Source organism: Enterobacter bugandensis (genome assembly GCF_900324475.1).
Lineage (GTDB): Bacteria > Pseudomonadota > Gammaproteobacteria > Enterobacterales > Enterobacteriaceae > Enterobacter > Enterobacter bugandensis.
Genome location: NZ_LT992502.1, coordinates 1,067,977 through 1,092,088 on the forward strand (window position 1 = coordinate 1,067,977; position 24,112 = coordinate 1,092,088).

The following is a 24,112-nucleotide window of genomic DNA, read 5'->3' on the forward strand; positions in this document are numbered from 1 at the left end:
TTAAGGCCCCGTGGTTTTTTGTTTTTTTCGTGTTGAATGGCAAGATTTAAATGGAAAGCACTAACAAACTTAAACGTGGATTGAGCACGCGCCACATCCGCTTTATGGCGCTGGGCTCTGCTATCGGCACCGGTCTTTTTTATGGCTCGGCAGATGCCATCAAAATGGCCGGTCCAAGCGTGCTGCTGGCGTACATCATCGGCGGCGTGGCGGCGTATATCATCATGCGCGCCCTCGGCGAAATGTCGGTTCACAACCCGTCTGCCAGCTCCTTCTCCCGCTACGCGCAGGAAAACCTCGGCCCGCTGGCCGGGTTTATCACCGGCTGGACCTACTGCTTCGAAATTTTGATTGTGGCGATTGCCGACGTAACCGCATTCGGCATCTACATGGGCGTCTGGTTCCCGGCGGTGCCGCACTGGATCTGGGTGCTGAGCGTGGTGTTGCTCATTTGCGCCGTCAATCTGATGAGCGTGAAGGTGTTCGGCGAGCTGGAGTTCTGGTTCTCCTTCTTCAAGGTCGCGACCATCATCATCATGATTGTGGCGGGTTTCGGGATCATCATCTGGGGGATTGGCAACGGCGGCCAGCCGACCGGCATCCATAACCTCTGGAGCAATGGCGGCTTCTTCAGCAACGGCTGGCTCGGGATGGTGATGTCGCTACAGATGGTAATGTTCGCCTACGGCGGCATCGAGATTATCGGCATCACCGCCGGGGAAGCGAAAGATCCGGAGAAATCCATTCCGCGCGCCATCAACTCGGTACCGATGCGTATTCTGGTGTTCTACGTGGGTACGCTGTTCGTGATTATGTCCATCTACCCGTGGAACCAGGTAGGCACTAACGGTAGCCCGTTTGTCCTGACCTTCCAGCATATGGGCATTGCCTTTGCTGCCAGCATTTTGAACTTTGTGGTGCTGACCGCGTCGCTTTCGGCCATCAACAGTGACGTCTTTGGCGTGGGCCGCATGCTGCACGGCATGGCGGAGCAGGGCAGCGCGCCGAAGGTGTTCGCCAAAACTTCACGCCGCGGTACGCCGTGGGTGACGGTGGTGGTGATGACCGTAGCGCTGCTGTTCTCGGTTTACCTGAACTACATCATGCCGGAGAACGTCTTCCTGGTGATTGCGTCCCTGGCGACTTTCGCGACCGTGTGGGTGTGGATCATGATCCTGATGTCGCAGATTGCCTTCCGCCGCCGTCTGTCGCCGGATGAGGCGAAAGCGCTGAAGTTTAAGGTGCCGGGCGGGGTGGCGACGACCGTGGTCGGGCTGATCTTCCTGGTGTTTATCATTGGCCTGATTGGCTACCATCCGGATACCCGCATTTCCCTGTACGTGGGCTGTGCGTGGATCGTTCTGCTGCTGATCGGCTGGGTGTTTAAGTGCCGCCGTGACCGTCAATTGGCAGAAGCACAGTAATATTTTTATCCCCCCTCCCTCGCGGGAGAGGGGATTTTTGCCTCCTCCCCCGTCCTCCTCCCCCAATAAATCTCGTCATGGTGAGCTATCCTTAACCACCCTGTGGCAAGGTGACGTCAATTTCATCAGAGGGGATTCGTGATGTTAAACGCCTGGCACCTTCCGGTTGCCCCATTTGTTAAGCAAAACAAAGACAACCTTGTGATTACGCTCTGGCTGGCGGGGGAAAATCAGCCGGAACGCGTGACGCTCCGCGCCGAAATTGATAACGAAGAGACCGGGCTGAAAATGCACAAGCTGCGCAGCCAGCCGCAGCCGGGGATTACGGCGTGGCGGGCGAATATCGATTTGCGCAGCGGGCAGCCGCGCCGTCGCTATAGCTTTAAGCTTTTATGGAACAACCGCCAGCTGTGGTTTACCCCGCAGGGGTTTAGCCGTTTCCCACCGGCCCGGCTGGAGCAGTTTGCCGTCGATTACCCGGATAACGGCCCGCAGTGGGTTAACGATCAGGTCTTTTATCAGATTTTCCCGGACCGCTTTGCGCGCAGCGAAAAACGCACCGCCGGCCAGGACAAGGTCTATTACCATCATGCCGCGGGTCACGACATCATCCTGAAAAAATGGGATGAACCGGTGACGGCGCAGGCGGGCGGCTCGACGTTCTACGGCGGCGATCTCGACGGCATCAGCGAAAAGCTGCCGTACCTGAAAAAACTCGGCGTGACGGCGCTGTATCTTAACCCGGTGTTTAAAGCCCCGAGCGTACACAAATACGATACCGAAGATTATCGCCACGTTGACGCGCAGTTTGGCGGCGACGAGGCGCTGCTGCGCCTGCGTAAGAACACCCAAAAAGAAGGCATGCGCCTCATTCTGGACGGTGTCTTCAACCACAGCGGAGATTCGCACGCGTGGTTTGACCGTCATAACCAGTCGATGGGCGGGGCGTGCCATAACCCGGATTCGCCGCAGCGCGACTGGTACAGCTTTAGCGAGGAGGGCCGCGCGCTGGACTGGCTGGGCTACGCGAGCCTGCCGAAGCTGGACTTCCAGTCGCCGTCACTGGTGAGCGAGATTTACGGCGGGGAAGACAGCATCGTGCGTTACTGGCTGAAGGCGCCGTGGAATATGGACGGCTGGCGTCTGGACGTGGTGCATATGCTCGGTGAAGCGGGCGGGGCGCGAAATAACCTTCAGCACGTGGCCGGGATCGCGCGTTCGACGAAAGCGGCTCAGCCGGAGGCGTTTGTCTTTGGCGAACACTTTGGCGACGCGCGCCAGTGGCTGCAAAACGATGCCGAAGATGCGGCGATGAACTATCGCGGCTTTACCTTCCCGCTGTGGGGATTCCTGGCTAACACCGATATCTCCTACGATCCGAACCATATCGACGCCGAAACCTGCGCCGCGTGGATGGATAACTATCGCGCTGGCCTGTCGCATCAGCAGCAGCTGCGGATGTTTAACCAGCTCGATAGCCACGACACCGCGCGCTTTAAATCCCTGCTCGGCAAGGATGTGGCGCGTCTGCCGCTGGCGGTCACCTGGCTCTTCACCTGGCCGGGCGTACCGTGCATTTACTACGGAGACGAAGTGGGGCTGGACGGCAACAACGATCCGTTCTGCCGCAAAACCTTCCCGTGGGAGGCAGAGAAACAGGATAAGGTGCTGTTCAGCCTGTATCAGCGGCTGGCGAAGCTGCGCAAACAGAGTCTCGCCCTGCGCTACGGCGGCTGTCAGGTGGCGTACGCCCACGATAATGTGGTGGTCTTTGTCCGCGTCTATAATCAGCAGCGCGTACTGGTGGCGATTAACCGGGGCGAGGCCTGCGAAGTAGTGCTGGATGATTCGCCGCTGCTTAAGGTGGCGACGTGGACGAACAAAGAGGGCAAGGCGACGATACAGGATGGCGTGCTCGCGCTGCCTGCGGTATCCGCGACGGTCTGGCTCGGCAGCTAATGCGCTAAAGTTTCCCCTTTTAAGATGGCGCAAATGCAACGATTTGTGTCAATCTTAACGGATCGTTTACGGTGAAGGTGGAAACATGGACGAGCTTTACATCCTTGGCTGTTTATTCCTGGTTTTTGCGCTGCTGGTTGCGCCCGTGCTTGCGGTTATCGGGTTTAATCGAAGCACGGCGGCGCAGCAGGAGATCGCCCGGCTACGCCAGCGCATTGAGGTGCTTGAGCAGCGCGGCGCAGTTCAGGTAGCGCCGGAGACAGAACAGGTGCAAGCGGTCACTCCGGCTGTCGTGACCGCGCCTGTGGCTGAGGACGCGCCCGCGCCTGTCGATCCCTGGCGTCCCGACATTCCCGCAGCCGAGGCAAAACCCGCTCCGGCCCCTGCGCCTGCGGCTAAACAGCCATCTGCCTTTGGCGGCATTGTGACGTCGCTGACGCGCTGGTTTATGCAGGGTAATCCCCTGGCGAAGCTTGGCATTCTGCTGCTCTTCCTCGGCCTCTCTTTCCTGCTGCGCTATACCGTTGAACACTCCCTATTCCCGCTTGAGCTACGCCTGGTGGCGACGGCGCTGTTTGCCATCGTGCTGCTGGCGGTTGGGTGGCGGCTGCGGCACAAGCAGCCGATCTACGCGCTTATCTTACAGGGCGGGGCGACGGGCATTCTCTACCTGACGGTCTTTGGCGCCTTCCGGCTCTGGCAGATGCTGCCGATGACGCTGGCCTTTGCGCTACTGGTGGTGATTTGCGCCGCGAGCGTTGGGCTGGCCGTGCTGCAGAAAGCGCTGAGCCTTGCCATGCTGGCGAGCCTCGGCGGGTATCTTGCGCCGCTGCTGCTATCTACCGGGGGCGGCAGCTTTGTGGCGCTGTTTTCCTTCTATCTCCTGCTTTCCATCGGCATTCTCGCCATCAGCATCTGGCAGCACTGGCGCGAGCTCAACCTGCTCGGGCTGCTCTTTACCTTTGGCGTGGGCGGCCTGTGGGGGCTAAGTGAGTACCAGCCTGAAGACTATTGGATCTGCCAGCTGTTCCTGATTGCCAATACGCTGATATTCGGCGTGCTGAGCGTGGCGCTGTCGCTGCGGGCGCAGGAAAAAGGAAAGCAGATTATTGACGGCGTGCTGCTGTTTGCCCCGCCGCTGATAGGCTTTGGGATGCAGTACGGTATGACCCGGCACTGGGAATATGGTCCGGCCCTGAGCGCTTTGGGATACGGCGCATTTTATCTTGCCCTCGCTTTCCTTGCGCTGCGCCGCTATCCGTCCATCGGGCGACCGCTGGTGATGGCGGCGCTGGCGATCGGCGGCGGGTTTGCCACGCTTGCGATTCCGCTCGCGCTCTCCGCGCGGTGGACGGCGATGGCCTGGGCGCTGGAGGGGCTGGGCATCCTCTGGCTGGGCGTGCAGCAGCACCAGCGGCGCATGAGCTATAGCGGGACGGCGCTGCTGGTGCTGGCGCTCGGCAGCGCGCTGTGGGCGCAGATGAACGGCGTTACTCCGCTGAGCCTGCTGCTTATCTTCGCCATCCTCAGCCTTTGCTGGCTGGCTGCGGCCTGGCTGTGGCGGAACCTCTTTCTGCCGGTTAGCTGGGCGCTGCTGGCAGGCGGGCTGCTGTTCTGGCTCGTGGCGCTATTTGGCGCGTCGCGGCTGGTGTTGAAGCAGGAACTGCCTGTTCTGGCAGGCGTGCTGGCGCTGACGGCGGCGTCGGTCTGGGGCTGGCGTCAGGCTGCCGCTAGTCTGGCGTGGCGGGAGCTGGATGCCAGCAAATGGCTGCTGTGGTCGCTGATGCTGGTGATGGTGGGCTATCAGCTCTCGCACCAGCAGATGTTTGCCGCCGGCTGGTCAAATCTGGCCTGGGGTATTGCGCTTCCCGCCGCGCTGATGCTGCTGCGGCGCGACGGTGCCCGTTTAGCGCCGCGCATCTCTATGGGGCTCCATCTGTCGCTGTTCTGGATGATTTTACTGGCGCTGGCGGCGGAGCTTTACTGGTTTGCCCGGTCACTGCCGTGGGGCATGGCGGCCTGGGGCAGCGGGCTGGCGATGGCCGCAGGCGGCGGGGTGATTATGGCGCTCTCTGCTGCGGTGCGCCGTCGCGGGTGGCCGTTCCGGGAGTGGCCCGCGCTCTACGCGTGCATAGCACCGATCCCCGTGCTCGCGGCGCTGCTGGTATTGCTGGTGGTGACCAATTTCCAGGACGGCGTGGTTTATCGTCAGACCTGGCTGCCGCTGGTGAACCCGCTTGAAGAAGGCGCGGCGTTTGCGCTGCTGGGGCTGGTGGTCTTTTACCGGGCGGTGGATCGCTACTACCCGACGCAGCTCTCGCTGGCCCGTCCGTGGCCTGCCGTCGCGATTATGGCGTTTGGCTTCTGGTGGCTTAACGGTGCGCTGATGCGCGCCCTGGCCTGGTACGGCGACGTGGCCTGGAATATGGCGTCGCTGTGGGATTCGCGGCTGATCCAGACCTCGTTTGCCCTGTTCTGGATGCTGAGCGCGCTGGTGATCATGGTCCACGCCACCCGTAGGGCTTCCCGTCAGGAGTGGCTTGGCGGTGCCGCGCTGCTGGGCGTGGTGATGGTTAAACTGATGCTGGTGGACAGCGCGGGTGGAGGCGGTCTGTCTCGTGCGGTGGCGTTTATCGGCGTGGCAATACTGGTGCTGATCGTGGGGTATTTCTCGCCGCTACCGCCCAAAACAGGAGATGAAAAATGAAATGGATGAAAGCGGTAGCTTGTACCGCTCTGCTGGCGCTTGCAGGCCCGGTGTTCTGCGACGAGGTACAAACGGAATCGCCCCGGGACTATGCCTTTGGCCGCTCGCTGGATACGTCTGCTCCTTCCCAGTGGTATCGGGTGACGCTGCCGCTCGCCGTCTATACGCAGAGCACGTCGCCGGATCTGCATGACGTTCGCGTCTTTAACCAGTCGGGCGAGCCGGTTCCTTTCAGCCTGGTCACCGCGACGCGTCCGCAGGTGGCAGCGCAATCCACGGCGCTGCGCCTCTTTCCTCTGGACGCCTCACCGCTTGCGCCTGCGCGTGGGGATGAGGGCAGCGATAAGATCCTGCTCCGTTCCGGAAACGGCGTAGAGATTGTGCTGGAGGGGCAAAAAGCCGCCGCAGCCGGGCAGCATTATCTGCTGACCCTGCCGGAGCAGGCTACGGGTGAGATTGCCCTGTCCCAGCTGCAGCTGCTCTGGAATACCCCTCAGGCGCCGTGGCAGGGAACGGCGTCGGTCTATTACAGCGAGGATCTTAAGCGCTGGTATACCCTGCGCGAGGATATGCCGCTGCTGGACGTGATGAGCGGGCAGGATCGTCTTAAGCTCGATCGGATCGATACCGATATCGTTTTGTCTCCCGATACGAATCGCTATCTCCTGGTTGTGCTGAATGCTCAGAGCCAGGGGGTGACCTTAACCGGCGTTAACGCGATTAGCGCTCCTGTGCGGGCGACGCCGGACGCGATCGCTCTTGAGGGGGTAGGGGAGCAGCTATCGACAAGCGAAGCGCAGTGGCACTGGGCGCAGCCGCAGCCGCTGAGTGCTATCAGCATTTTACTGAATGGCGACGGCGTCCTTCCCGTCGAGATAGCGTGGCGGAGTACGGAAAAAGACACATGGCACCCCCTGAAAAAAGAGGTGCTTTACCGTCTGGAGGGCAAAACGTCTCCACCGGTTTCGCTTAGCGGAGGCCTGGTGCAGGCGGTGAAAATCACGACGCTGAATGCGCGCCTGCCGGAATATCTGCCGGGCGTCACCGGGCATCGTGACCGCTATGACCTGGTGTTCAACGCGCAGGGAAAAGCGCCGTACGTGCTTGCCTGGGGCAATGGCGCTGCAAAGCCTGCCAGCGTGGAACCTGACATGCTGATCCCCGCCGACCTGCGCAAAACCTATGATATGGAGCGCCTGCCGCAGGCCGACATTCTGGATGATGTCGCGTTAGGTGGCGAGGGGCGTCTGACCGCTACCTCTGCGTCCGAGCGGGAGAGCCGGATGAACGCGCTGCTGGTGTGGGGCGTGCTAATTGCGGGCGTAATTCTGCTGGCGGGAATGGCCTGGCGCATCTGGCGAGAGACGCAGCGTAAGGCATAAAAAAGGCCCGCATAAGCGGGCCTTCTTCGTAAACCGTGCCGATTACAGGCTGGATACGTTCTCAGACAGGTATTTAGCAACGCCGTCTGGGGACGCAGCCATACCTTCTTTACCTTTTTCCCACTGAGCCGGGCACACTTCGCCGTGCTCTTCGTGGAACTGCAGCGCGTCAACCATGCGCAGCATTTCGTCGATGTTACGGCCCAGCGGCAGATCGTTCACAACCTGGTGACGAACGATGCCGTTTGCGTCGATCAGGAAGGAACCGCGCAGCGCAACGCCAGCGTCCGGATGTTCGATACCGTAAGCCTGCTGGATTTCGCGTTTGATGTCCGCAACCATTGCGTATTTCACCGCACCGATGCCGCCTTTGTCGACAGGGGTGTTACGCCATGCGTTGTGTACAAATTCAGAGTCGAAGGAGACGCCAACCACTTCCACGCCACGCTTCTGGAATTCTTCATAACGTTTGTCGAACGCGATCAGCTCAGACGGGCAAACGAAAGTGAAGTCCATTGGCCAGAAGAACAGAACGGTCGCTTTACCGTTGGTGTGCTGTTTGAAGTTGAAGTTTTCAACGATTTCACCGTTGCCCAGAACTGCTGCAGCTGTAAAATCCGGAGCCGGACGAGTTACCAGAACCATATGATTCTCCTGTAGATACTAAGGTTATTTGGAACGCAACGCGAGCCAGTATAGAGAGTGTTGGTGGATAAGACAAAGAGGTGGTGACAATCGTTCCGCCAGCTTTTACCTATCAATGATCGTGCTGTCAGAGCTGCTTGTTTTTCGCCTGCGCCATCATGCGCGGATAGAACTGCCAGAATTGGCTCTCCAGCGCATCGTAATGCTCATCCAGGTCGTACCAGGAGTCGCGCAGCGCATCCAGCCGCGGGCGACGGCTCGCCATGCCATTCAAGACATTCTGGATAAAGTCCATCTCGCGATAGCGCTCCAGCCAGCGTTCCGACCACAGGTAGTTATTCAGATTCACAAAGCGCGGCGGCGAGTCGGGCAAAATGATCGACACCTGCTGGTGGGCGTAGCGCACAAACGCCGGCAACGGCATCTCCGGCGAGAGCTGTTCCCAGTGGCGAGACAGGAAGTGGTCCCACATCACGTCGAGCGTGATCGGCGCAACGCGGCGCGTTTCAGGGCGAAACCACGCTTTCGCTTCCGTCACCTCGGGCAGATTATCAGTGATGACATCAATGCGGCGGTGCATAAAAATCCCGTCGACAACCTCGGGAGAATACGCTTCAGCGGGGTTGCCGCGCACGAAATCGGCCAGCAAATTGCCGGAAAGGGAGCTGTCAGCGAGGTGAGCGAGATGCAGGTGAGCGAGAAAATTCATGCGTTTTATTTGTCCAGTGGCGGCTAGTTGTTGCAGCAAAAGGGTGTGAGCACTAGACTATGCCGCCTGTTTTTAAGTCACGAGTATACGTCATGCGCGTCGCCGATTTCTCCTTTGAACTACCTGAATCCCTGATTGCTCACTATCCCATGCCTGAGCGCAGCAGCTGTCGCTTACTGTCACTGGATGGGCCAACGGGCGAGCTGACGCACGGTACTTTCACCGATTTGCTCGACAAGCTCAACCCTGGCGATCTGCTGGTCTTTAACAATACCCGCGTGATCCCGGCGCGCCTGTTTGGCCGTAAGGCCAGCGGCGGCAAGATTGAAGTGCTGGTCGAACGTATGCTCGATGATAAACGTATTCTGGCACATATTCGCGCTTCCAAAGCGCCGAAGCCGGGCGCGGAGCTGCTGCTGGGTGATGACGAAAGCATCAAGGCGACCATGACCGCGCGCCACGACGCGCTGTTCGAGGTGGCGTTCGACGACGAGCGCACGGTGCTCGACATCCTGAACGCCATCGGCCATATGCCGCTGCCGCCGTACATTGAGCGCCCGGACGAAGAGGCCGATCGCGAGCTGTACCAGACCGTCTACAGCCAGAAGCCTGGCGCGGTCGCGGCACCAACCGCAGGTCTGCACTTTGATGAACCGCTGCTGGAAAAGCTGCGCGCGAAGGGCGTTGAGATGGCGTTTGTGACGCTGCACGTCGGCGCGGGCACTTTCCAGCCGGTGCGCGTGGACAGCATTGAAGACCACATCATGCACTCCGAGTATGCCGAAGTGCCGCAGGATGTGGTGGACGCGGTGCTGGCGGCGAAAGCGCGCGGTAGCCGCGTCGTGGCCGTCGGTACGACGTCCGTGCGTTCACTGGAAAGCGCTGCGCAGGCTGCAAAGCGCGATCTTATCGAGCCGTTCTTTGGCGATACGCAGATCTTCATCTACCCGGGCTATCAGTACAAAGTGATTGACGCGCTGGTGACCAACTTCCATCTGCCTGAATCGACGCTGATTATGCTGGTCTCTGCGTTTGCGGGTTATCAGCATACGATGAATGCGTACAAGTCTGCGGTAGAACAAAAATATCGCTTTTTTAGCTACGGGGACGCGATGTTTATCACGTACAATCCGCTGGCTTTGAATGAGCGTGTCGGGGAATAAGTCCGCGGCACCGTATGACAACGTTGGACTGTTTTTCTGACGTCGGAGAAAAAATGAAATTTGAACTCGATACCACCGATGGCCGCGCGCGTCGCGGTCGCCTGGTGTTTGATCGCGGCGTGGTGGAAACCCCCGCGTTTATGCCTGTGGGCACGTACGGCACCGTAAAAGGGATGACGCCGGAAGAAGTTGAAGCCACGGGCGCACAGATTATCCTCGGCAATACCTTCCACCTGTGGCTGCGTCCAGGTCAGGAGATCATGAAGCTCCACGGCGATCTGCACGATTTTATGCAGTGGAAAGGCCCGATCCTGACCGACTCCGGCGGCTTCCAGGTCTTCAGCCTGGGCGATATCCGCAAGATCACCGAGCAGGGCGTACACTTCCGTAACCCGATCAACGGCGATCCGATTTTCCTCGATCCCGAAAAGTCGATGGAGATTCAGTACGATCTCGGCTCCGACATCGTGATGATCTTCGACGAATGTACGCCGTACCCGGCAGACTGGGACTACGCGAAACGCTCTATGGAGATGTCTCTGCGCTGGGCGAAGCGCAGCCGCGACCGTTTTGACTCCCTGCAGAACAAAAATGCGCTGTTCGGCATCATTCAGGGCAGCGTTTACGAAGATTTACGCGATATCTCTGTTAAAGGTCTGGTAGAGATAGGTTTTGATGGCTACGCTGTCGGCGGTTTGGCTGTGGGTGAGCCGAAGGAAGACATGCACCGCATTCTGGAGCACGTCTGCCCGCAAATCCCGGCGGATAAACCACGATACCTGATGGGTGTGGGTAAACCCGAAGATCTGGTGGAAGGCGTACGTCGCGGCATTGATATGTTCGACTGCGTGATGCCAACCCGCAACGCGCGTAACGGTCATCTGTTCGTTACCGATGGCGTGGTGAAAATCCGTAACGCGAAGCATAAGAGTGACACCAGCCCGCTCGATTCCGAGTGCGATTGCTATACCTGTCGCAATTATTCTCGCGCGTATCTGCATCATCTCGATCGTTGTAATGAGATTTTGGGCGCGCGTCTCAATACGATTCATAATCTTCGCTACTATCAGCGCTTAATGTCTGGTTTACGCAAGGCTATCGAAGAGGGTAAATTAGAGAGCTTCGTGACCGATTTTTACCAACGTCAGGGGCGGGATGTTCCACCGTTGAACGTTGATTAATATTAATAATGAGGGAATTTGAATGAGCTTTTTTATTTCTGATGCGGTAGCGGCAACAGGTGCTCCGGCGCAGGGCAGCCCGATGTCTCTGATCCTGATGCTGGTTGTGTTCGGTCTGATCTTCTACTTCATGATCCTGCGCCCACAGCAGAAGCGTACCAAAGAGCACAAAAAGCTGATGGACTCCATCGCGAAAGGCGATGAAGTGCTGACCAACGGTGGTCTGGTCGGCCGCGTAACCAAAGTGGCTGAAAGCGGCTACATTGCTATCGCCCTGAACGACACCACTGAAGTGGTTATCAAACGTGACTTCGTAGCTGCCGTTCTGCCGAAAGGCACCATGAAGGCGCTGTAATCCCAACTTTTCCCAAAGGGAACTGCCGTGTTAAACCGTTATCCTTTGTGGAAGTACATCATGCTGGTCGTCGTGATTATCGTCGGCCTGCTGTACGCGCTTCCCAACCTGTATGGTGAGGATCCGGCCGTTCAAATCACTGGCGCGCGCGGTGTCGCCGCCAGTGAGCAAACGCTGATCCAGGTCCAGAAAACGTTACAAGAAGAAAAAATTACCGCTAAGTCTGTGGCTCTGGAAGAGGGTGCAATTCTTGCTCGCTTCGACACCACCGACACGCAGCTCCGCGCTCGCGAAGCGCTGATGGGCGTGCTGGGTGACAAATATGTCGTGGCGCTTAACCTTGCTCCTGCAACCCCTCGCTGGCTGGCTGCGCTGAACGCAGAGCCAATGAAGCTGGGTCTTGACCTGCGTGGCGGCGTTCACTTCCTGATGGAAGTGGATATGGATACCGCGCTCGGCAAGCTGCAGGAACAGAATATCGACAGCCTGCGCAGCGATCTGCGCGACAAAGGCATCCCATACACTACCGTGCGTAAAGAAGATAACTACGGCATGAGCATCACGTTCCGCGACAGCGCGGCGCGCGATCAGGCTGTAGATTACCTGACCCAACGTCACCGTGACCTGGTGATCACCTCTCAGGGCAGTAACCAGCTGCGTGCGGTGATGACCGATGCGCGTCTGAAAGAAGCGCGTGAATATGCCGTTCAGCAGAACATCAACATTCTGCGTAACCGTGTAAACCAGCTGGGCGTGGCTGAGCCGCTGGTACAGCGTCAGGGTGCTGACCGTATCGTGGTTGAACTGCCGGGTATCCAGGATACCGCGCGTGCGAAAGAGATCCTCGGTGCGACCGCGACGCTGGAATTCCGTCTGGTGAACTCCAATGTCGATCAGTCTGCCGCGGCGTCTGGCCGTATTCCGGGTGACTCCGAAGTGAAACAGACCCGTGAAGGTCAGCCGGTTGTGCTGTACAAGCGCGTGATCCTGACCGGTGACCACATCACCGACTCCACTTCAAGCCAGGATGAGTACAACCAGCCGCAGGTTAACATCTCGCTGGATAGCGCGGGTGGTAACATCATGTCTAACTTCACCAAGGACAACATCGGCAAACCGATGGCGACCCTGTTCGTGGAGTACAAAGACAGCGGTAAGAAAGATGCAAACGGCCGTGCGGTGCTGGTGAAAGAGGAAGAGGTGATTAACATCGCCAACATCCAGTCTCGTCTGGGTAACAGCTTCCGTATTACCGGTATTAGTAACCCGAACGAAGCGCGTCAGCTCTCGCTGCTGCTGCGTGCCGGTGCGCTGATTGCGCCAATTCAGATTGTTGAAGAACGTACCATTGGTCCAACTCTGGGTATGCAAAACATCCAGCAGGGTCTGGAAGCGTGTCTGGCCGGTCTGGCGGTCTCTATCCTCTTCATGATCTTCTTCTATAAGAAGTTCGGTCTGATTGCGACCTCCGCGCTGATCGCAAACCTGGTGCTGATCATCGGCATTATGTCCCTGCTGCCGGGGGCGACGCTGACCATGCCGGGTATTGCGGGTATCGTTCTGACCCTTGCGGTGGCGGTCGACGCCAACGTACTGATTAACGAACGTATCAAAGAAGAGTTGAGCAATGGTCGCTCTGTTCAGCAGGCGATTGATGAAGGTTACAAAGGCGCGTTCAGCTCTATCTTCGATGCGAACGTAACAACACTGATTAAGGTTCTTATCCTGTATGCAGTGGGTACTGGCGCGATCAAAGGCTTTGCGATTACCACCGGTATCGGTGTCGCAACGTCAATGTTTACCGCTATTGTCGGCACCCGTGCCATCGTGAACCTGCTGTACGGCGGCAAGCGCGTCAAAAAGCTGTCTATCTGAGGAGTGCGTTGTGGCACAGGAATATACTGTTGAACAATTGAACCACGGCCGTAAAGTCTGGGACTTTATGCGCTGGGACTACTGGGCCTTCGGCATTTCAGGTTTCCTGCTGATTCTGTCCATCGTCATTATGGGCGTGAAAGGCTTTAACTGGGGTCTCGATTTCACCGGTGGTACGGTCATCGAGATCTCCCTGGAAAAACCGGTCGATATGGACCAGATGCGCGAATCGCTGCAGAAAGCGGGCTTTGAAGAGCCGCTGCTGCAGAACTTCGGCAGCAGCCGCGACATCATGGTGCGTATGCCGCCGGTGCACGATGCCAACGGCAGCCAGGAGCTGGGCAGCAAGGTCGTACAGGTCATTAACGAAACCACCAGCCAGAGCGCGGCGGTCAAGCGTATTGAGTTCGTCGGCCCGAGCGTGGGTGCGGACCTGGCGCAAACCGGCGCCATGGCGCTGCTGGTGGCGTTGATCTCCATCCTGGTGTACGTCGGTTTCCGCTTCGAGTGGCGACTGGCGGCCGGTGTGGTTATCGCCCTGGCGCACGACGTGGTGATCACCATGGGCATACTGTCTCTGTTCCACATTGAGATTGACCTGACCATCGTGGCATCCCTGATGTCCGTAATCGGTTACTCACTGAACGACAGTATCGTGGTATCTGACCGTATCCGTGAAAACTTCCGTAAGATCCGTCGCGGCACGCCGTACGAAATCTTTAACGTGTCGTTGACCCAGACGCTGCATCGTACCTTGATCACCTCTGGTACTACCCTGATGGTGATCCTGATGCTGTTCCTCTTCGGTGGCCCGGTGCTGGAAGGCTTCTCGCTGACCATGCTGATCGGTGTCTCCATCGGTACGGCGTCGTCTATTTACGTGGCGTCCGCTCTGGCACTGAAACTTGGCATGAAGCGCGAGCACCTGCTCCAGCAGAAGGTCGAGAAAGAAGGGGCGGATCAGCCGTCCATTCTGCCGTAAGGCGACGTTTAGCGCGTTATCGGAATCCCGGTCTGTTGACCGGGATTTTTTTTATCTGCTCCTGACAAACACTCCTGACAGTATGCTGTCAGGAGCCCTGCCGTAGACTCCTTCTGAACCCAAACAACAGGCAGGAGGATGTATGAAAAGCGTAATTAACTGGTTTGAAATTCCGGTTTCGGATATGGATCGCGCCATCAAATTTTATGAGCCGGTGATGCAGCTCGCGCTGCGTCGCGAGAAAATGGACATTGCCGAGCTGGCGGTTTTCCCGCATGAGGATCCCGCCACCGGAGGAGCGCTGGCAAAATTTGACGGCGTTACGCCCTCTTTGCAGGGCGCTATTATTTACCTGCATACTGACAATCTGGCGGCCACGCTCGATCGCATTGCCTCTGCGGGCGGCGAGTGCGTGTTTGGCCCGCTGGAGCTGCCGCATGGTATCGGCACTATCGCACTGTTTACCGACAGCGAGGGTAACCGCGTCGGCCTTCATCAACCTGCCTGAGAGCGAATGACGTTATGACCCGACGCGCTGACCGTTTGTTTCAGATTGTGCAAATCCTGCGGGGCAGGCGTCTGACAACGGCAGCGCATCTGGCGGACCGGCTTGGCGTGTCCGAGCGCACGGTCTACCGCGATATCCGCGACCTGTCGCTTTCCGGCGTGCCGGTGGAAGGCGAGGCGGGAAGCGGATATCGGCTGATGTCGGGTTTTGACCTGCCGCCGCTGATGCTGACAAATAAGGAATCCGAAGCGCTGATGGTCGCGATTCGCCTGCTCAAAACCTGGGGAGGTGAATCGCTGTCGCGCGAGCTGGAGTCGGCCCAGGAGAAGGTGCTGGCTATTCTGCCCGAGGAGAGCCGCAGAAAGGCGGAGCAGACGCGGATCTACGCCCCGGATTTTTGCATGCAAAGCCACTCCCGCAGCGATTTTGACATGATTCACCAGGCGATTTCCGCTCAGCGCGTATTGGCGCTGCATTATCGTGATGAAGCCGGGCTGCTCTCAAAACGTGAGGTACAGCCGCTGGGGTTGTTCTTCTGGGGGGAGCGCTGGCTGCTGGCGGCATGGTGTGAACGGCGCGATGACTACCGCTGTTTCCGGCTCGACCGGTGTCTCAATGTTGTAATGACGGAGAGGCGGTTCAGTGAGACTGCGGACAGGTCTTTGGCGGATTTTTTGCGCAAGGTGAAGCAGTAAAAAGCCGGGTGGCGAGGTAAAAGCAAAACGGCAACGATGTTGCCGTTTTTTGTGTTTGCGCCCTCTCCCGTGGGAGAGGGAAGGGGTGAGGGCACCAGCCCGCACAATCCCGCACTGATTAGAAGTTGTAACCCACGACCAGGTAACCACCCCAGCCGGTAGAGCGGACGCTAAAGTCGCCGTTACCGAAGTTCAGGCTCGCGTCGTCGTTCCACTGGCCACCGTTGTGCCAGTAACGCGCAACAACAGAGTAGTGCCAGTGATCGTAGTTCAGCGCCAGGATGTGGCTGGAGGCGATGGAATCGTTGGTACGCGCTTTCTTGCCGTTCAGGTCACGGAAATCGTCGTCGCCCAGGTCTGAGCCCCAGTCAAAGTTAGTGAAACCGATGTAGCTCAGATTACCGCCCCACAGCTGGGTAATTGGCACGAAGTATTTCACTTTGAAACGGTAGCCGTCCCACTCGTTTTCATTCGCTGCGCCGTAGTTCTGCCACTGGTATTTTGCATAAACGTTCAGGGACAGGCTCATTGGCAGGCCGGTGTCAATGTCAGTACCCAGACCCATATACCAGGTGCTCTGACGACCAGACTTATTGCGGCCCATGTCGTAGATGTAGTTGTTCGCGAAGTACCACTCTTTGAACGGACCAAACGCCAGGCTGGTACCGGTCAGTTTGTCGATGGAGAAGCGCGGTTCAATCTCCATGAACAGTGGGGAACCGTGGTTCCAGATACCTTTTGCATCGGTGTTACCACCGAAGAACACAGGCGCATCCATATAGCCGTAGAAATCAAACCAGTCTTTCTTGGCGAACGCTTCATATTCCAGGTAGGTATCGTTGCGGATCTGCGGTCCGAAACGGGTGTGGTAGCTGCCTACCACGTTAACGCTCTGGTGCCACCAGTCGGAGAGGTATTGTGGTTTCTCGTTTTCCGCTGCGTTAACAGTGAAAGAGGAGGACAGTGCCAGAACTGCACCGGCTGCGAGTAATGTTTTTTTCATAATCATGCCACTGATTGAAATTCCCTTCCGGGAGTGAAAAATGCGCGAATTGCGTTTCTAAATATTTCGTGTTTCTGCGGTGCCTATTATAGGAATCCCTGCTCACAAAAATATGTGTTGTTTCACATATCTCTCACACGCGTAATCGATTGCGTTCACGTTTGCGTACTTTAAACGGCCGGGATTGTAGCGGCAATCATTTCTGTTGCCAATCCATACGAAATGTAAATGTTAGCGGAGTGACATTTCACTCCGCTCAAAAGGAAGGGATTACTGCGCGGCAGGTTGGATGTCGTGAATGCGGATAAAGCCTAACTGCTCAGGCGTAAGTCCGCTTAGCTGAAGTGGAATATCCACATCGCTGGGCGCTAACACGCTGGCCGGAGCGGTGAACAGCTGGTTCTTCACATTCACCTCCTGGTAGCTCTCCGTGGTGCCCTGGATCTGGCCCCACTCTACGGTGCCGCTGAAGGCGGGCAGCGGATCGTTGGACTCACCGTGAATACGTAATGTTGCGCGCGTACCATCCGCATTCGCCGCCACATTCACCAGAGACATCTTCAGCGTGCCAATCTGGCTATTAAGCAGGGCAGGCGTATTCGCTCCTGGCAGCAGATATACCCCGCTGGTGGATTTAGCGTTCAGCGCGTTTTGCTGGGTGATCTTCACCGTTTCTTTGTTCAGTTTGTCCATCGCCGTGTTGAGCGTATTCACGCTTTGTTTCATCTGGCGGACTTCGGTTTGCTGTGCACAGGCACTAAGGGTGAAGAGGCTCCCCACCAGTAAAATTTTCAGGTAACGTCTTGTCATAGCGTTTATTCCTTGAAATGACGGATCCCCATAATGGTAGCCAGCAACGTACCGCCAGACATAGATCCTTTATCTCAAAAAAGCTCCTCCTTTGTTGTCAGGCCAGATCAGGGTAAAATGAAAATCAGTTAACCAGATAACAGGGATACCGTATGCATTGCCCATTCTGCTCCGCTGTGGATACCAAAGTCATCGACTCTCGCCTTGTGGGCGAAGGGTCTTCTGTGCGCCGTCGTCGGCAGTGTCTGGTGTGCAACGAGCGTTTCACGACCTTTGAGGTTGCAGAGCTGGTAATGCCGCGCGTAGTAAAAAGTAACGACGTGCGCGAGCCGTTTAACGAAGAGAAACTGCGCAGCGGAATGCTGAAGGCCCTCGAAAAACGGCCCGTCAGCGCGGATGATGTCGAAATGGCGTTAAACCACATTAAATCTTACCTGCGTGGCCTGGGCGAGCGTGAAGTGCCGAGCAAAATGATCGGCAACCTGGTGATGGAGCAGCTGAAAAAGCTCGATAAGGTCGCCTATATCCGCTTCGCCTCTGTCTACCGCAGTTTCGAAGATATCAAAGAGTTTGGCGAAGAGATCGCCCGCTTACAGGATTAAGCCCATGCAGGATGAGAAGTACATGGCGCGAGCCATGAAGCTGGCGCAGCGCGGTCGTTTTACCACCCATCCTAACCCCAACGTCGGGTGCGTTATCGTGAAAGATGGCGAGATCGTGGGGGAAGGGTTTCACTATCGCGCAGGCGAGCCGCATGCTGAAGTGCATGCCCTGCGTATGGCTGGGGAGAAAGCGCGAGGCGCGACGGCCTACGTGACGCTGGAGCCATGCAGTCACCACGGGCGCACGCCGCCGTGCTGTGAAGCGCTGATTGCGGCAGGGGTTTCGCGCGTGGTCGCCGCTATGCAGGATCCTAACCCGCAGGTGGCGGGCCGCGGCCTGTATCGTCTGCAACAGGAAGGGATCGACGTCAGCCACGGCCTGATGATGCAAGATGCGGAAGCCATCAACAAAGGCTTCCTGAAGCGCATGCGCACCGGCTTCCCGTTTATTCAGCTCAAGCTGGGCGCCTCGCTGGACGGGCGTACGGCAATGGCGAACGGTGAAAGCCAGTGGATCACCTCGCCGCAGGCAAGGCGCGATGTGCAACGTCTGCGCGCGCAAAGCCATGCTATCCTCACCAGCAGTGAAACCGTTCTGGCTGACGATCCGGCCATGACCGTGCGCTGGGATGAGCTGAATGCCGATACCCAGGCGCTTTATCCGCAGGAGAACCTGCGCCAGCCGCTGCGTATTATTATTGATAGCCAGAACCGCGTGACCCCGGAGCACCGCATCGTGCAGCAGCCGGGTGAAACCTGGATTGCGCGCACCAAAGAAGATACGCGCGAATGGCCGGAAGGCGTGCGCAGCATTATGGTGCCGGAGCATAACGGACATCTGGATCTCGTGGTGCTGATGATGTTGCTCGGCAAGCAGCAGGTGAACAGTATCTGGGTCGAAGCCGGTCCGACGCTCGCCGGCGCGCTGCTCCAGGCGGGGCTGGTGGATGAACTGCTCGTCTACGTTGCGCCTAAACTGTTAGGTCACGACGCGCGCGGACTGTTTGTGCTGCCTGGCCTTGAAAAACTGGCCGATGCACCGCAACTCACATTCAGCGAGATTCGTCCGGTGGGTCCGGATGTCTGCCTCCATGTAAAGACAGCGTAATTGCTCCCGAAATAGGGAAGCAGTGCGCAAAGTATTATGATAAAATCCGCCCCCCTGCGGGGCCAAATGAACCCGTAAAGGAAGAGTATGAACATTATTGAAGCTGCTGTAGCTACCCCGGACGCTCGCGTCGCCATCACCATTGCGCGTTTCAACAACTTCATCAACGATAGCCTGCTGGAAGGTGCGATTGACGCCCTGAAACGTATCGGCCAGGTTAAAGATGACAACATTACCGTTGTTTGGGTTCCAGGCGCTTATGAACTGCCACTGGCGGCGGGCGCGCTGGCGAAAACCGGTAAATACGACGCGGTGATTGCGCTGGGTACCGTTATTCGTGGCGGCACTGCGCACTTCGAATACGTTGCGGGCGGTGCAAGCAACGGTCTGGCACACGTTGCGCAGGATGCTGAAATTCCTGTCGCGTTCGGCGTGCTGACCACCGAAAGTATTGAACAAGCCATCGAACGTGCTGGCACCAAAGCCGGTAACAAAGGTGCAGAAGCTGCACTGACCGCGCTTGAAATGATCAATGTATTGAAAGCCATTAAGGCCTGATTTTTTTGTAAGGGGAATTCCGTGAAACCTGCTGCTCGTCGCCGCGCCCGTGAATGTGCCGTCCAGGCACTTTACTCCTGGCAGTTGTCCCAGAACGACATCGCTGATGTTGAATACCAGTTCCTGTCAGAACAGGACGTGAAAGACGTTGACGTTCTGTACTTCCGTGAACTGCTGTCGGGAGTGGCGACTAATAGCGCGTATCTCGATGGCCTGATGAAGCCATACCTGTCCCGTTTGCTCGAAGAGCTGGGTCAGGTGGAAAAAGCAGTGTTGCGTATCGCGCTGTTTGAGCTGTCTAAACGTGATGATGTGCCGTACAAAGTGGCCATCAACGAAGCGATCGAACTGGCGAAAACCTTCGGCGCTGAAGACAGCCACAAGTTCGTTAACGGCGTACTTGATAAAGCCGCACCTGCGATCCGTCCCCACAAAAAGTGATCCGCAAACCGGAGTTCTGCATTGCCTGACGGGCAGTGCGGCTCCGGTTTTTTCTTTTATTTGCTGAGGCATAACGTATGGCATGCGGCGAATTCTCCCTGATTGCCCGTTATTTCGACCGTGTCAGAACCTCTCGTCTTGATGTTGAAACCGGCATTGGCGATGACTGTGCACTTCTCAATATTCCTGAAAAGCAGACGCTGGCAATCAGCACCGACACCTTAGTGTGCGGACGTCATTTCTTACCTGATATCGATCCTGCCGATCTGGCGTATAAAGCGCTGGCGGTCAACGTCAGCGATCTGGCGGCAATGGGCGCCGACCCGGCCTGGCTGACGCTGGCCCTGACGCTGCCGGAGGTGGATGAAGCCTGGCTTGAAGCGTTCAGCGATGCGCTGTTTGAACAGCTGAACTACTACGATATGCAGCTGATTGGCGGCGATACGACTGCCGGGCCGCTGTCGATGACGCTGGCGATCCACGGCTATGTGCCGCTCGGTCGCGCGCTGAAGCGCTCGGGCGCTAAACCGGGCGACTGGATCTACGTGACCGGGACGCCGGGAGACAGCGCGGCAGGGCTGGCGATCCTTCAGGATCGCTTAAACGTGAAGGACGCTGACGATGCGGCGTATCTGGTGAAGCGCCACCTGCGCCCGACACCGCGTATTCTGCACGGTCAGGCGCTGCGCGAGCGGGCCAGTTCGGCTATCGATCTCTCTGACGGTCTCATCTCGGACCTCGGCCATATCCTCAAGGCCAGCGGGGTGGGCGCGCGCGTTGACCTGGATCTGTTCCCGCTGTCGGAGCAGCTGCTTCGCCATGTGGAGCCTGAGCAGGCGCTGCGCTGGGCGTTATCCGGTGGCGAGGATTACGAACTGTGCTTCACCGTTCCTGAGCTGAACCGTGGAACGCTGGACGTGGCATTGGCCCATCTTGGCGCAAAGTTTACCTGCATCGGTCAGATCATGCCGGAGAGTGAAGGGCTGAAGTTTGTGAAAGACGGTGCGCCCGTTACGCTGGACTGGAAAGGGTACGATCACTTCGGGTAAGTTTGTGCGCTCAGCATTGCCGGGTAAGCACACGCCACCCGGCAAGTGTTTACTTAAACCCCACCACCGGATGCTGCTGATACGGCGTCTCCAGCTCGGCAACCTGCTCCGGCGTCAGCGATAAATCCACCGCGCTTAACAACTCGTCCAGCTGTTCTTCCCGCGATGTACCAATAATCGGTGCGGCGACACCCCGCTTGCCCAGCAGCCACGCCAGCGCCACCTGCGCGCGCGTTGCGCCGATATCGTCGGCGATCCCGGCTAAACGTTCGGCAATCAGCGCATCGCTGGCTTCGGTACCGGAATAAAGATTTTTACCCACTTCATCTGATACCAGCCGCGCCGTGGTTGCTCCCCACGGACGGGTTAAGCGTCCGCGCGCCAGCGGGCTCCACGGGATCACCGCCACGCCTTCCTGGTAGCAGAGCGGCAGCATCTCGCGTTCTTCTTCCCGGTAAATCAGGTTGTAGTGATCCTGCATGGTGACAAAGCGTGCCCAGCCGTGCTGCGCCTGGAGATCGAGCGCCTGAGCAAATTGAGATGCGTGCATTGACGACGCGCCGATATAGCGCGCTTTACCCGCTTTCACGACATCGTTCAGCGCTTCAAGGGTTTCTTCAATTGGCGTGTTGTAATCCCAGCGGTGAATTTGCAGCAGGTCGACGTAATCCATGTTCAGGCGTCTGAGACTGTCATCAATGGAGCGCAGGATCTGCGCGCGAGAGAGGCCTTCAGCCAGATCGCCTGACGGGTAGTACACCTTGGTGGCGACCACAATCTCATCCCGACGGGCAAAATCACGCAGAGCGCGGCCCACAATCTCTTCGCTGCTGCCGTCAGAGTAGCTGTTGGCGGTATCGAAGAAGTTGATGCCGCCGTCTATAGCGCGCTTGATGATAGGGCGGCTGCTCTCTTCCGGCAGCGTCCAGGCGTGATTTCCCCGGTCAGGCTCGCCAAAGGTCATGCAGCCCAGGCAAAGCCGGGACACCCTGAGGTCCGTTTTTCCTAATGTCGTGTATTGCATGGTTCCGCTCCTGCTGTTTAAACAATACGTTTAAGCATAGCAGGAGCAGAAAAGGGGAGGGATCAGGCCAGCCAGCTGCGGATTCTGGCTTCGATACCGGCGGCGTCCAGGCCGATATCGGCACGCGCCTCGTCCTGAGTGCCTTGCGGGATGAAGTGGTCCGGCAGGCCGAGGTTCAGCACCGGAACCAATTTACGGTTCGCCATCAGCACTTCGTTAACGCCGCTACCCGCACCGCCCATGATGGCGTTCTCTTCCAGCGTGACTAGCACGTCGTGGCTTTCCGCCATGCTCAGAATCAGAGATTCATCGAGCGGCTTCACAAAGCGCATATCCACCAGCGTCGCGTTCAGGGTTTCAGCGACTTTTGCCGCTTCCGGCATCAGCGTACCAAAGTTCAGGATCGCCACTTTTTCGCCGCGACGTTTCACCAGACCTTTACCGATCTCGAGTTTTTCCAGCGGCTGAAGTTCAACGCCAAGGGCATTGCCGCGCGGATAACGTACCGCGCAGGGGCCGTCCTGATAGTGGTAGCCGGTATACAGCATCTGACGACACTCGTTTTCGTCGCTTGGCGTCATGATGACCATGTCCGGGATGCAGCGCAGGAAGGAGAGATCAAACGCCCCCTGGTGCGTCTGGCCGTCGGCCCCCACGATGCCCGCGCGGTCGATAGCAAACAGCACCGGCAGCTTCTGGATGGCAACGTCATGGATCACCTGGTCGTAAGCGCGCTGCAGGAAGGTGGAGTAAATCGCCACCACCGGCTTGTAGCCGCCAATCGCCAGCCCTGCCGCAAAGGTGACCGCGTGCTGCTCGGCAATGGCGACGTCGAAATACTGGTCCGGGTATTTTTTGGAGAACTCGACCATGCCGGAGCCTTCACGCATGGCAGGCGTGACCGCCATCAGCTTGTTATCTTTTGCCGCCGTCTCGCACAGCCAGTCGCCAAAGATTTTTGAGTAGCTTGGCATTCCGCCGCTGCTTTTCGGCAGGCAGCCGCTGGTATGGTCGAACTTTGGCACTGCGTGGAAGGTGATCGGATCTTTCTCCGCCGGTTCGTAGCCACGCCCTTTTTTGGTCATGATATGCAGGAACTGCGGGCCTTTCAGGTCGCGCATGTTTTTAAGTGTGGACACCAGACCCAGCACATCGTGCCCGTCCACCGGGCCGATATAGTTAAAGCCCAGCTCTTCGAACAGCGTGCCCGGCACGACCATGCCTTTGATGTGTTCTTCGGTACGCTTGAGCAGCTCTTTGATCGGCGGCACGCCGGAGAAAACTTTTTTCCCGCCTTCCCGCAGCGACGAGTAAAGCTTGCCGGAAAGCAGCTGCGCCAGATGGTTGTTCAGCGCGCCGACGTTCTCGGAGATCGACATTTCGTTATCGTTGAGGATAACCAGCATGTCCGGCTTGATATCGCCCGCGTGGTTCATGGCTTCAAAAGCCATCCCGGCGGTGATGGCCCCGTCGCCAATCACGCAGACGGTGCGGCGCTGCTTGTTCTCTTTCTCGGCAGCAACGGCAATACCGATGCCCGCGGAAATGGAGGTCGATGAGTGGCCGACGCTCAGCACGTCATACTCGCTCTCACCGCGCCACGGGAACGGGTGCAGGCCGCCTTTCTGACGAATGGTGCCAATTTTATCGCGACGTCCGGTCAGAATTTTGTGCGGATAAGCCTGGTGGCCCACGTCCCAGATAAGCTGATCGAACGGCGTGTTATAGACGTAATGCAACGCCACGGTCAGCTCAACCGTGCCAAGCCCGGAGGCGAAGTGGCCGCTGGAGCGGCTAACGCTGTCGAGCAGGTAACGACGCAGCTCGTCACACAGCTTCGGCAGACTCTCTTTCGGCAACAGACGTAACTCCTGGGTGGAGTCAACTAACGCCAGTGTCGGGTATTTGGCAATATCAAAACTCATCAAAGGC

Annotated in this window: 22 protein-coding genes; 16 read left to right on the forward strand and 6 right to left on the reverse strand. The window is 57.8% G+C overall.

Annotation, left to right across the window (positions count from 1 at the left end):
• Positions 1–50 precede the first annotated feature (50 nt).
• The 4 genes from proY to DG357_RS05125 all read left to right on the forward strand — a co-directional run bounded on the left by proY (position 51) and on the right by DG357_RS05125 (position 7,472).
• On the forward strand, positions 51–1,424 hold the full coding sequence (gene proY / locus DG357_RS05110) for a proline-specific permease ProY (RefSeq protein WP_088205240.1): 1,374 nt from the start codon (positions 51–53) through the stop codon (positions 1,422–1,424).
• Positions 1,425–1,565: 141 nt separating this feature from the next.
• Entirely contained in the window at positions 1,566–3,383 is a 1,818-nt protein-coding gene (gene malZ / locus DG357_RS05115) for a maltodextrin glucosidase (protein WP_088205239.1), read from the forward strand.
• Positions 3,384–3,468: 85 nt separating this feature from the next.
• Complete coding sequence (locus DG357_RS05120) at positions 3,469–6,090, forward strand: DUF2339 domain-containing protein (RefSeq protein ID WP_088205238.1); 2,622 nt, start codon at positions 3,469–3,471, stop codon at positions 6,088–6,090.
• Positions 6,087–7,472 carry a DUF3999 domain-containing protein gene (locus DG357_RS05125; protein WP_088205237.1) on the forward strand — a complete coding sequence of 462 codons (1,386 nt, stop codon included), beginning with the start codon at positions 6,087–6,089 and terminating at the stop codon, positions 7,470–7,472. Before DG357_RS05120 ends, DG357_RS05125 begins: the two co-directional genes overlap by 4 nt.
• 42 nt (positions 7,473–7,514) lie before the next feature.
• Here DG357_RS05125 and DG357_RS05130 read toward each other — a convergent pair whose 3' ends face one another.
• On the reverse strand, positions 7,515–8,117 hold the full coding sequence (locus tag DG357_RS05130; RefSeq protein ID WP_008503347.1) for a peroxiredoxin: 603 nt from the start codon (positions 8,115–8,117) through the stop codon (positions 7,515–7,517).
• Positions 8,118–8,244: 127 nt separating this feature from the next.
• Positions 8,245–8,826: an ACP phosphodiesterase gene (gene acpH, locus DG357_RS05135; RefSeq protein ID WP_041911095.1), complete on the reverse strand. Its 582-nt coding sequence runs from the start codon at positions 8,824–8,826 to the stop codon at positions 8,245–8,247.
• A gap of 92 nt (positions 8,827–8,918) precedes the next feature.
• On the opposite strand from acpH, the gene queA reads away from it, so the two are divergent.
• From queA to DG357_RS05170, 7 genes are all read left to right on the forward strand, one after another.
• A complete protein-coding gene (gene queA / locus DG357_RS05140; RefSeq protein WP_047367601.1) occupies positions 8,919–9,989 on the forward strand; it encodes a tRNA preQ1(34) S-adenosylmethionine ribosyltransferase-isomerase QueA in 1,071 nt (356 codons plus the stop codon).
• A gap of 53 nt (positions 9,990–10,042) precedes the next feature.
• Positions 10,043–11,170: a tRNA guanosine(34) transglycosylase Tgt gene (gene tgt, locus DG357_RS05145; protein WP_045259930.1), complete on the forward strand. Its 1,128-nt coding sequence runs from the start codon at positions 10,043–10,045 to the stop codon at positions 11,168–11,170.
• 22 nt (positions 11,171–11,192) lie between these two features.
• Positions 11,193–11,525, forward strand: a complete 333-nt coding sequence (yajC, locus tag DG357_RS05150; RefSeq protein WP_000007630.1) for a preprotein translocase subunit YajC — start codon at positions 11,193–11,195, stop codon at positions 11,523–11,525.
• A gap of 27 nt (positions 11,526–11,552) precedes the next feature.
• The gene (gene secD, locus DG357_RS05155; protein WP_072031998.1) at positions 11,553–13,400 is read left to right on the forward strand and encodes a protein translocase subunit SecD; all 1,848 of its coding nucleotides are present in this window, start codon (positions 11,553–11,555) and stop codon (positions 13,398–13,400) included.
• Between the two features lie 10 nt (positions 13,401–13,410).
• Entirely contained in the window at positions 13,411–14,382 is a 972-nt protein-coding gene (secF, locus tag DG357_RS05160) for a protein translocase subunit SecF (RefSeq protein ID WP_088205236.1), read from the forward strand.
• Between the two features lie 142 nt (positions 14,383–14,524).
• Positions 14,525–14,890 (forward strand): VOC family protein, encoded by a 366-nt coding sequence (locus DG357_RS05165; RefSeq protein ID WP_045259891.1) that lies wholly within the window; start codon positions 14,525–14,527, stop codon positions 14,888–14,890.
• Between the two features lie 14 nt (positions 14,891–14,904).
• Positions 14,905–15,585, forward strand: coding sequence for a helix-turn-helix transcriptional regulator (locus tag DG357_RS05170; RefSeq protein WP_088205235.1), 681 nt, complete (start codon positions 14,905–14,907; stop codon positions 15,583–15,585).
• A gap of 118 nt (positions 15,586–15,703) precedes the next feature.
• On the opposite strand, the gene DG357_RS05175 is transcribed toward DG357_RS05170, so the two are convergent.
• Entirely contained in the window at positions 15,704–16,588 is an 885-nt protein-coding gene (locus tag DG357_RS05175) for a nucleoside-specific channel-forming protein Tsx (protein WP_028012146.1), read from the reverse strand.
• 270 nt (positions 16,589–16,858) lie between these two features.
• A complete protein-coding gene (locus DG357_RS05180; RefSeq protein WP_028012147.1) occupies positions 16,859–17,398 on the reverse strand; it encodes a SadB/YajI family lipoprotein in 540 nt (179 codons plus the stop codon).
• Between the two features lie 152 nt (positions 17,399–17,550).
• Here DG357_RS05180 and nrdR point away from each other — a divergent pair, with 152 nt between their 5' ends.
• The 5 genes from nrdR to thiL all read left to right on the forward strand — a co-directional run bounded on the left by nrdR (position 17,551) and on the right by thiL (position 21,156).
• On the forward strand, positions 17,551–18,000 hold the full coding sequence (gene nrdR / locus DG357_RS05185) for a transcriptional regulator NrdR (RefSeq protein ID WP_008503337.1): 450 nt from the start codon (positions 17,551–17,553) through the stop codon (positions 17,998–18,000).
• A gap of 4 nt (positions 18,001–18,004) precedes the next feature.
• A complete protein-coding gene (gene ribD / locus DG357_RS05190) occupies positions 18,005–19,108 on the forward strand; it encodes a bifunctional diaminohydroxyphosphoribosylaminopyrimidine deaminase/5-amino-6-(5-phosphoribosylamino)uracil reductase RibD (RefSeq protein ID WP_069733284.1) in 1,104 nt (367 codons plus the stop codon).
• Between the two features lie 87 nt (positions 19,109–19,195).
• Complete coding sequence (ribH, locus tag DG357_RS05195) at positions 19,196–19,666, forward strand: 6,7-dimethyl-8-ribityllumazine synthase (protein ID WP_006176874.1); 471 nt, start codon at positions 19,196–19,198, stop codon at positions 19,664–19,666.
• Between the two features lie 21 nt (positions 19,667–19,687).
• Complete coding sequence (gene nusB, locus DG357_RS05200; RefSeq protein WP_006809908.1) at positions 19,688–20,107, forward strand: transcription antitermination factor NusB; 420 nt, start codon at positions 19,688–19,690, stop codon at positions 20,105–20,107.
• 77 nt (positions 20,108–20,184) lie between these two features.
• Positions 20,185–21,156, forward strand: a complete 972-nt coding sequence (gene thiL, locus DG357_RS05205) for a thiamine-phosphate kinase (RefSeq protein ID WP_041911088.1) — start codon at positions 20,185–20,187, stop codon at positions 21,154–21,156.
• Positions 21,157–21,205: 49 nt separating this feature from the next.
• On the opposite strand, the gene DG357_RS05210 is transcribed toward thiL, so the two are convergent.
• Together DG357_RS05210 and dxs are read right to left on the reverse strand one after the other, a co-directional pair.
• Positions 21,206–22,180 (reverse strand): aldo/keto reductase, encoded by a 975-nt coding sequence (locus tag DG357_RS05210; protein WP_088205234.1) that lies wholly within the window; start codon positions 22,178–22,180, stop codon positions 21,206–21,208.
• 62 nt (positions 22,181–22,242) lie between these two features.
• Positions 22,243–24,105: a 1-deoxy-D-xylulose-5-phosphate synthase gene (gene dxs, locus DG357_RS05215; protein ID WP_088205233.1), complete on the reverse strand. Its 1,863-nt coding sequence runs from the start codon at positions 24,103–24,105 to the stop codon at positions 22,243–22,245.
• Positions 24,106–24,112: the final 7 nt, after the last annotated feature.

Coding starts and splice junctions, on each gene's coding strand:
- proY (WP_088205240.1), top strand. CDS start 51: ATGGAAAGCACTAACAAACTTAAACGTGGATTGAGCACGCGCCACATC.
- malZ (WP_088205239.1), top strand. CDS start 1,566: ATGTTAAACGCCTGGCACCTTCCGGTTGCCCCATTTGTTAAGCAAAAC.
- DG357_RS05120 (WP_088205238.1), top strand. CDS start 3,469: ATGGACGAGCTTTACATCCTTGGCTGTTTATTCCTGGTTTTTGCGCTG.
- DG357_RS05125 (WP_088205237.1), top strand. CDS start 6,087: ATGAAATGGATGAAAGCGGTAGCTTGTACCGCTCTGCTGGCGCTTGCA.
- DG357_RS05130 (WP_008503347.1), bottom strand. CDS start 8,117: ATGGTTCTGGTAACTCGTCCGGCTCCGGATTTTACAGCTGCAGCAGTT.
- acpH (WP_041911095.1), bottom strand. CDS start 8,826: ATGAATTTTCTCGCTCACCTGCATCTCGCTCACCTCGCTGACAGCTCC.
- queA (WP_047367601.1), top strand. CDS start 8,919: ATGCGCGTCGCCGATTTCTCCTTTGAACTACCTGAATCCCTGATTGCT.
- tgt (WP_045259930.1), top strand. CDS start 10,043: ATGAAATTTGAACTCGATACCACCGATGGCCGCGCGCGTCGCGGTCGC.
- yajC (WP_000007630.1), top strand. CDS start 11,193: ATGAGCTTTTTTATTTCTGATGCGGTAGCGGCAACAGGTGCTCCGGCG.
- DG357_RS05165 (WP_045259891.1), top strand. CDS start 14,525: ATGAAAAGCGTAATTAACTGGTTTGAAATTCCGGTTTCGGATATGGAT.
- DG357_RS05170 (WP_088205235.1), top strand. CDS start 14,905: ATGACCCGACGCGCTGACCGTTTGTTTCAGATTGTGCAAATCCTGCGG.
- DG357_RS05175 (WP_028012146.1), bottom strand. CDS start 16,588: ATGAAAAAAACATTACTCGCAGCCGGTGCAGTTCTGGCACTGTCCTCC.
- DG357_RS05180 (WP_028012147.1), bottom strand. CDS start 17,398: ATGACAAGACGTTACCTGAAAATTTTACTGGTGGGGAGCCTCTTCACC.
- nrdR (WP_008503337.1), top strand. CDS start 17,551: ATGCATTGCCCATTCTGCTCCGCTGTGGATACCAAAGTCATCGACTCT.
- ribD (WP_069733284.1), top strand. CDS start 18,005: ATGCAGGATGAGAAGTACATGGCGCGAGCCATGAAGCTGGCGCAGCGC.
- ribH (WP_006176874.1), top strand. CDS start 19,196: ATGAACATTATTGAAGCTGCTGTAGCTACCCCGGACGCTCGCGTCGCC.
- thiL (WP_041911088.1), top strand. CDS start 20,185: ATGGCATGCGGCGAATTCTCCCTGATTGCCCGTTATTTCGACCGTGTC.
- DG357_RS05210 (WP_088205234.1), bottom strand. CDS start 22,180: ATGCAATACACGACATTAGGAAAAACGGACCTCAGGGTGTCCCGGCTT.
- dxs (WP_088205233.1), bottom strand. CDS start 24,105: ATGAGTTTTGATATTGCCAAATACCCGACACTGGCGTTAGTTGACTCC.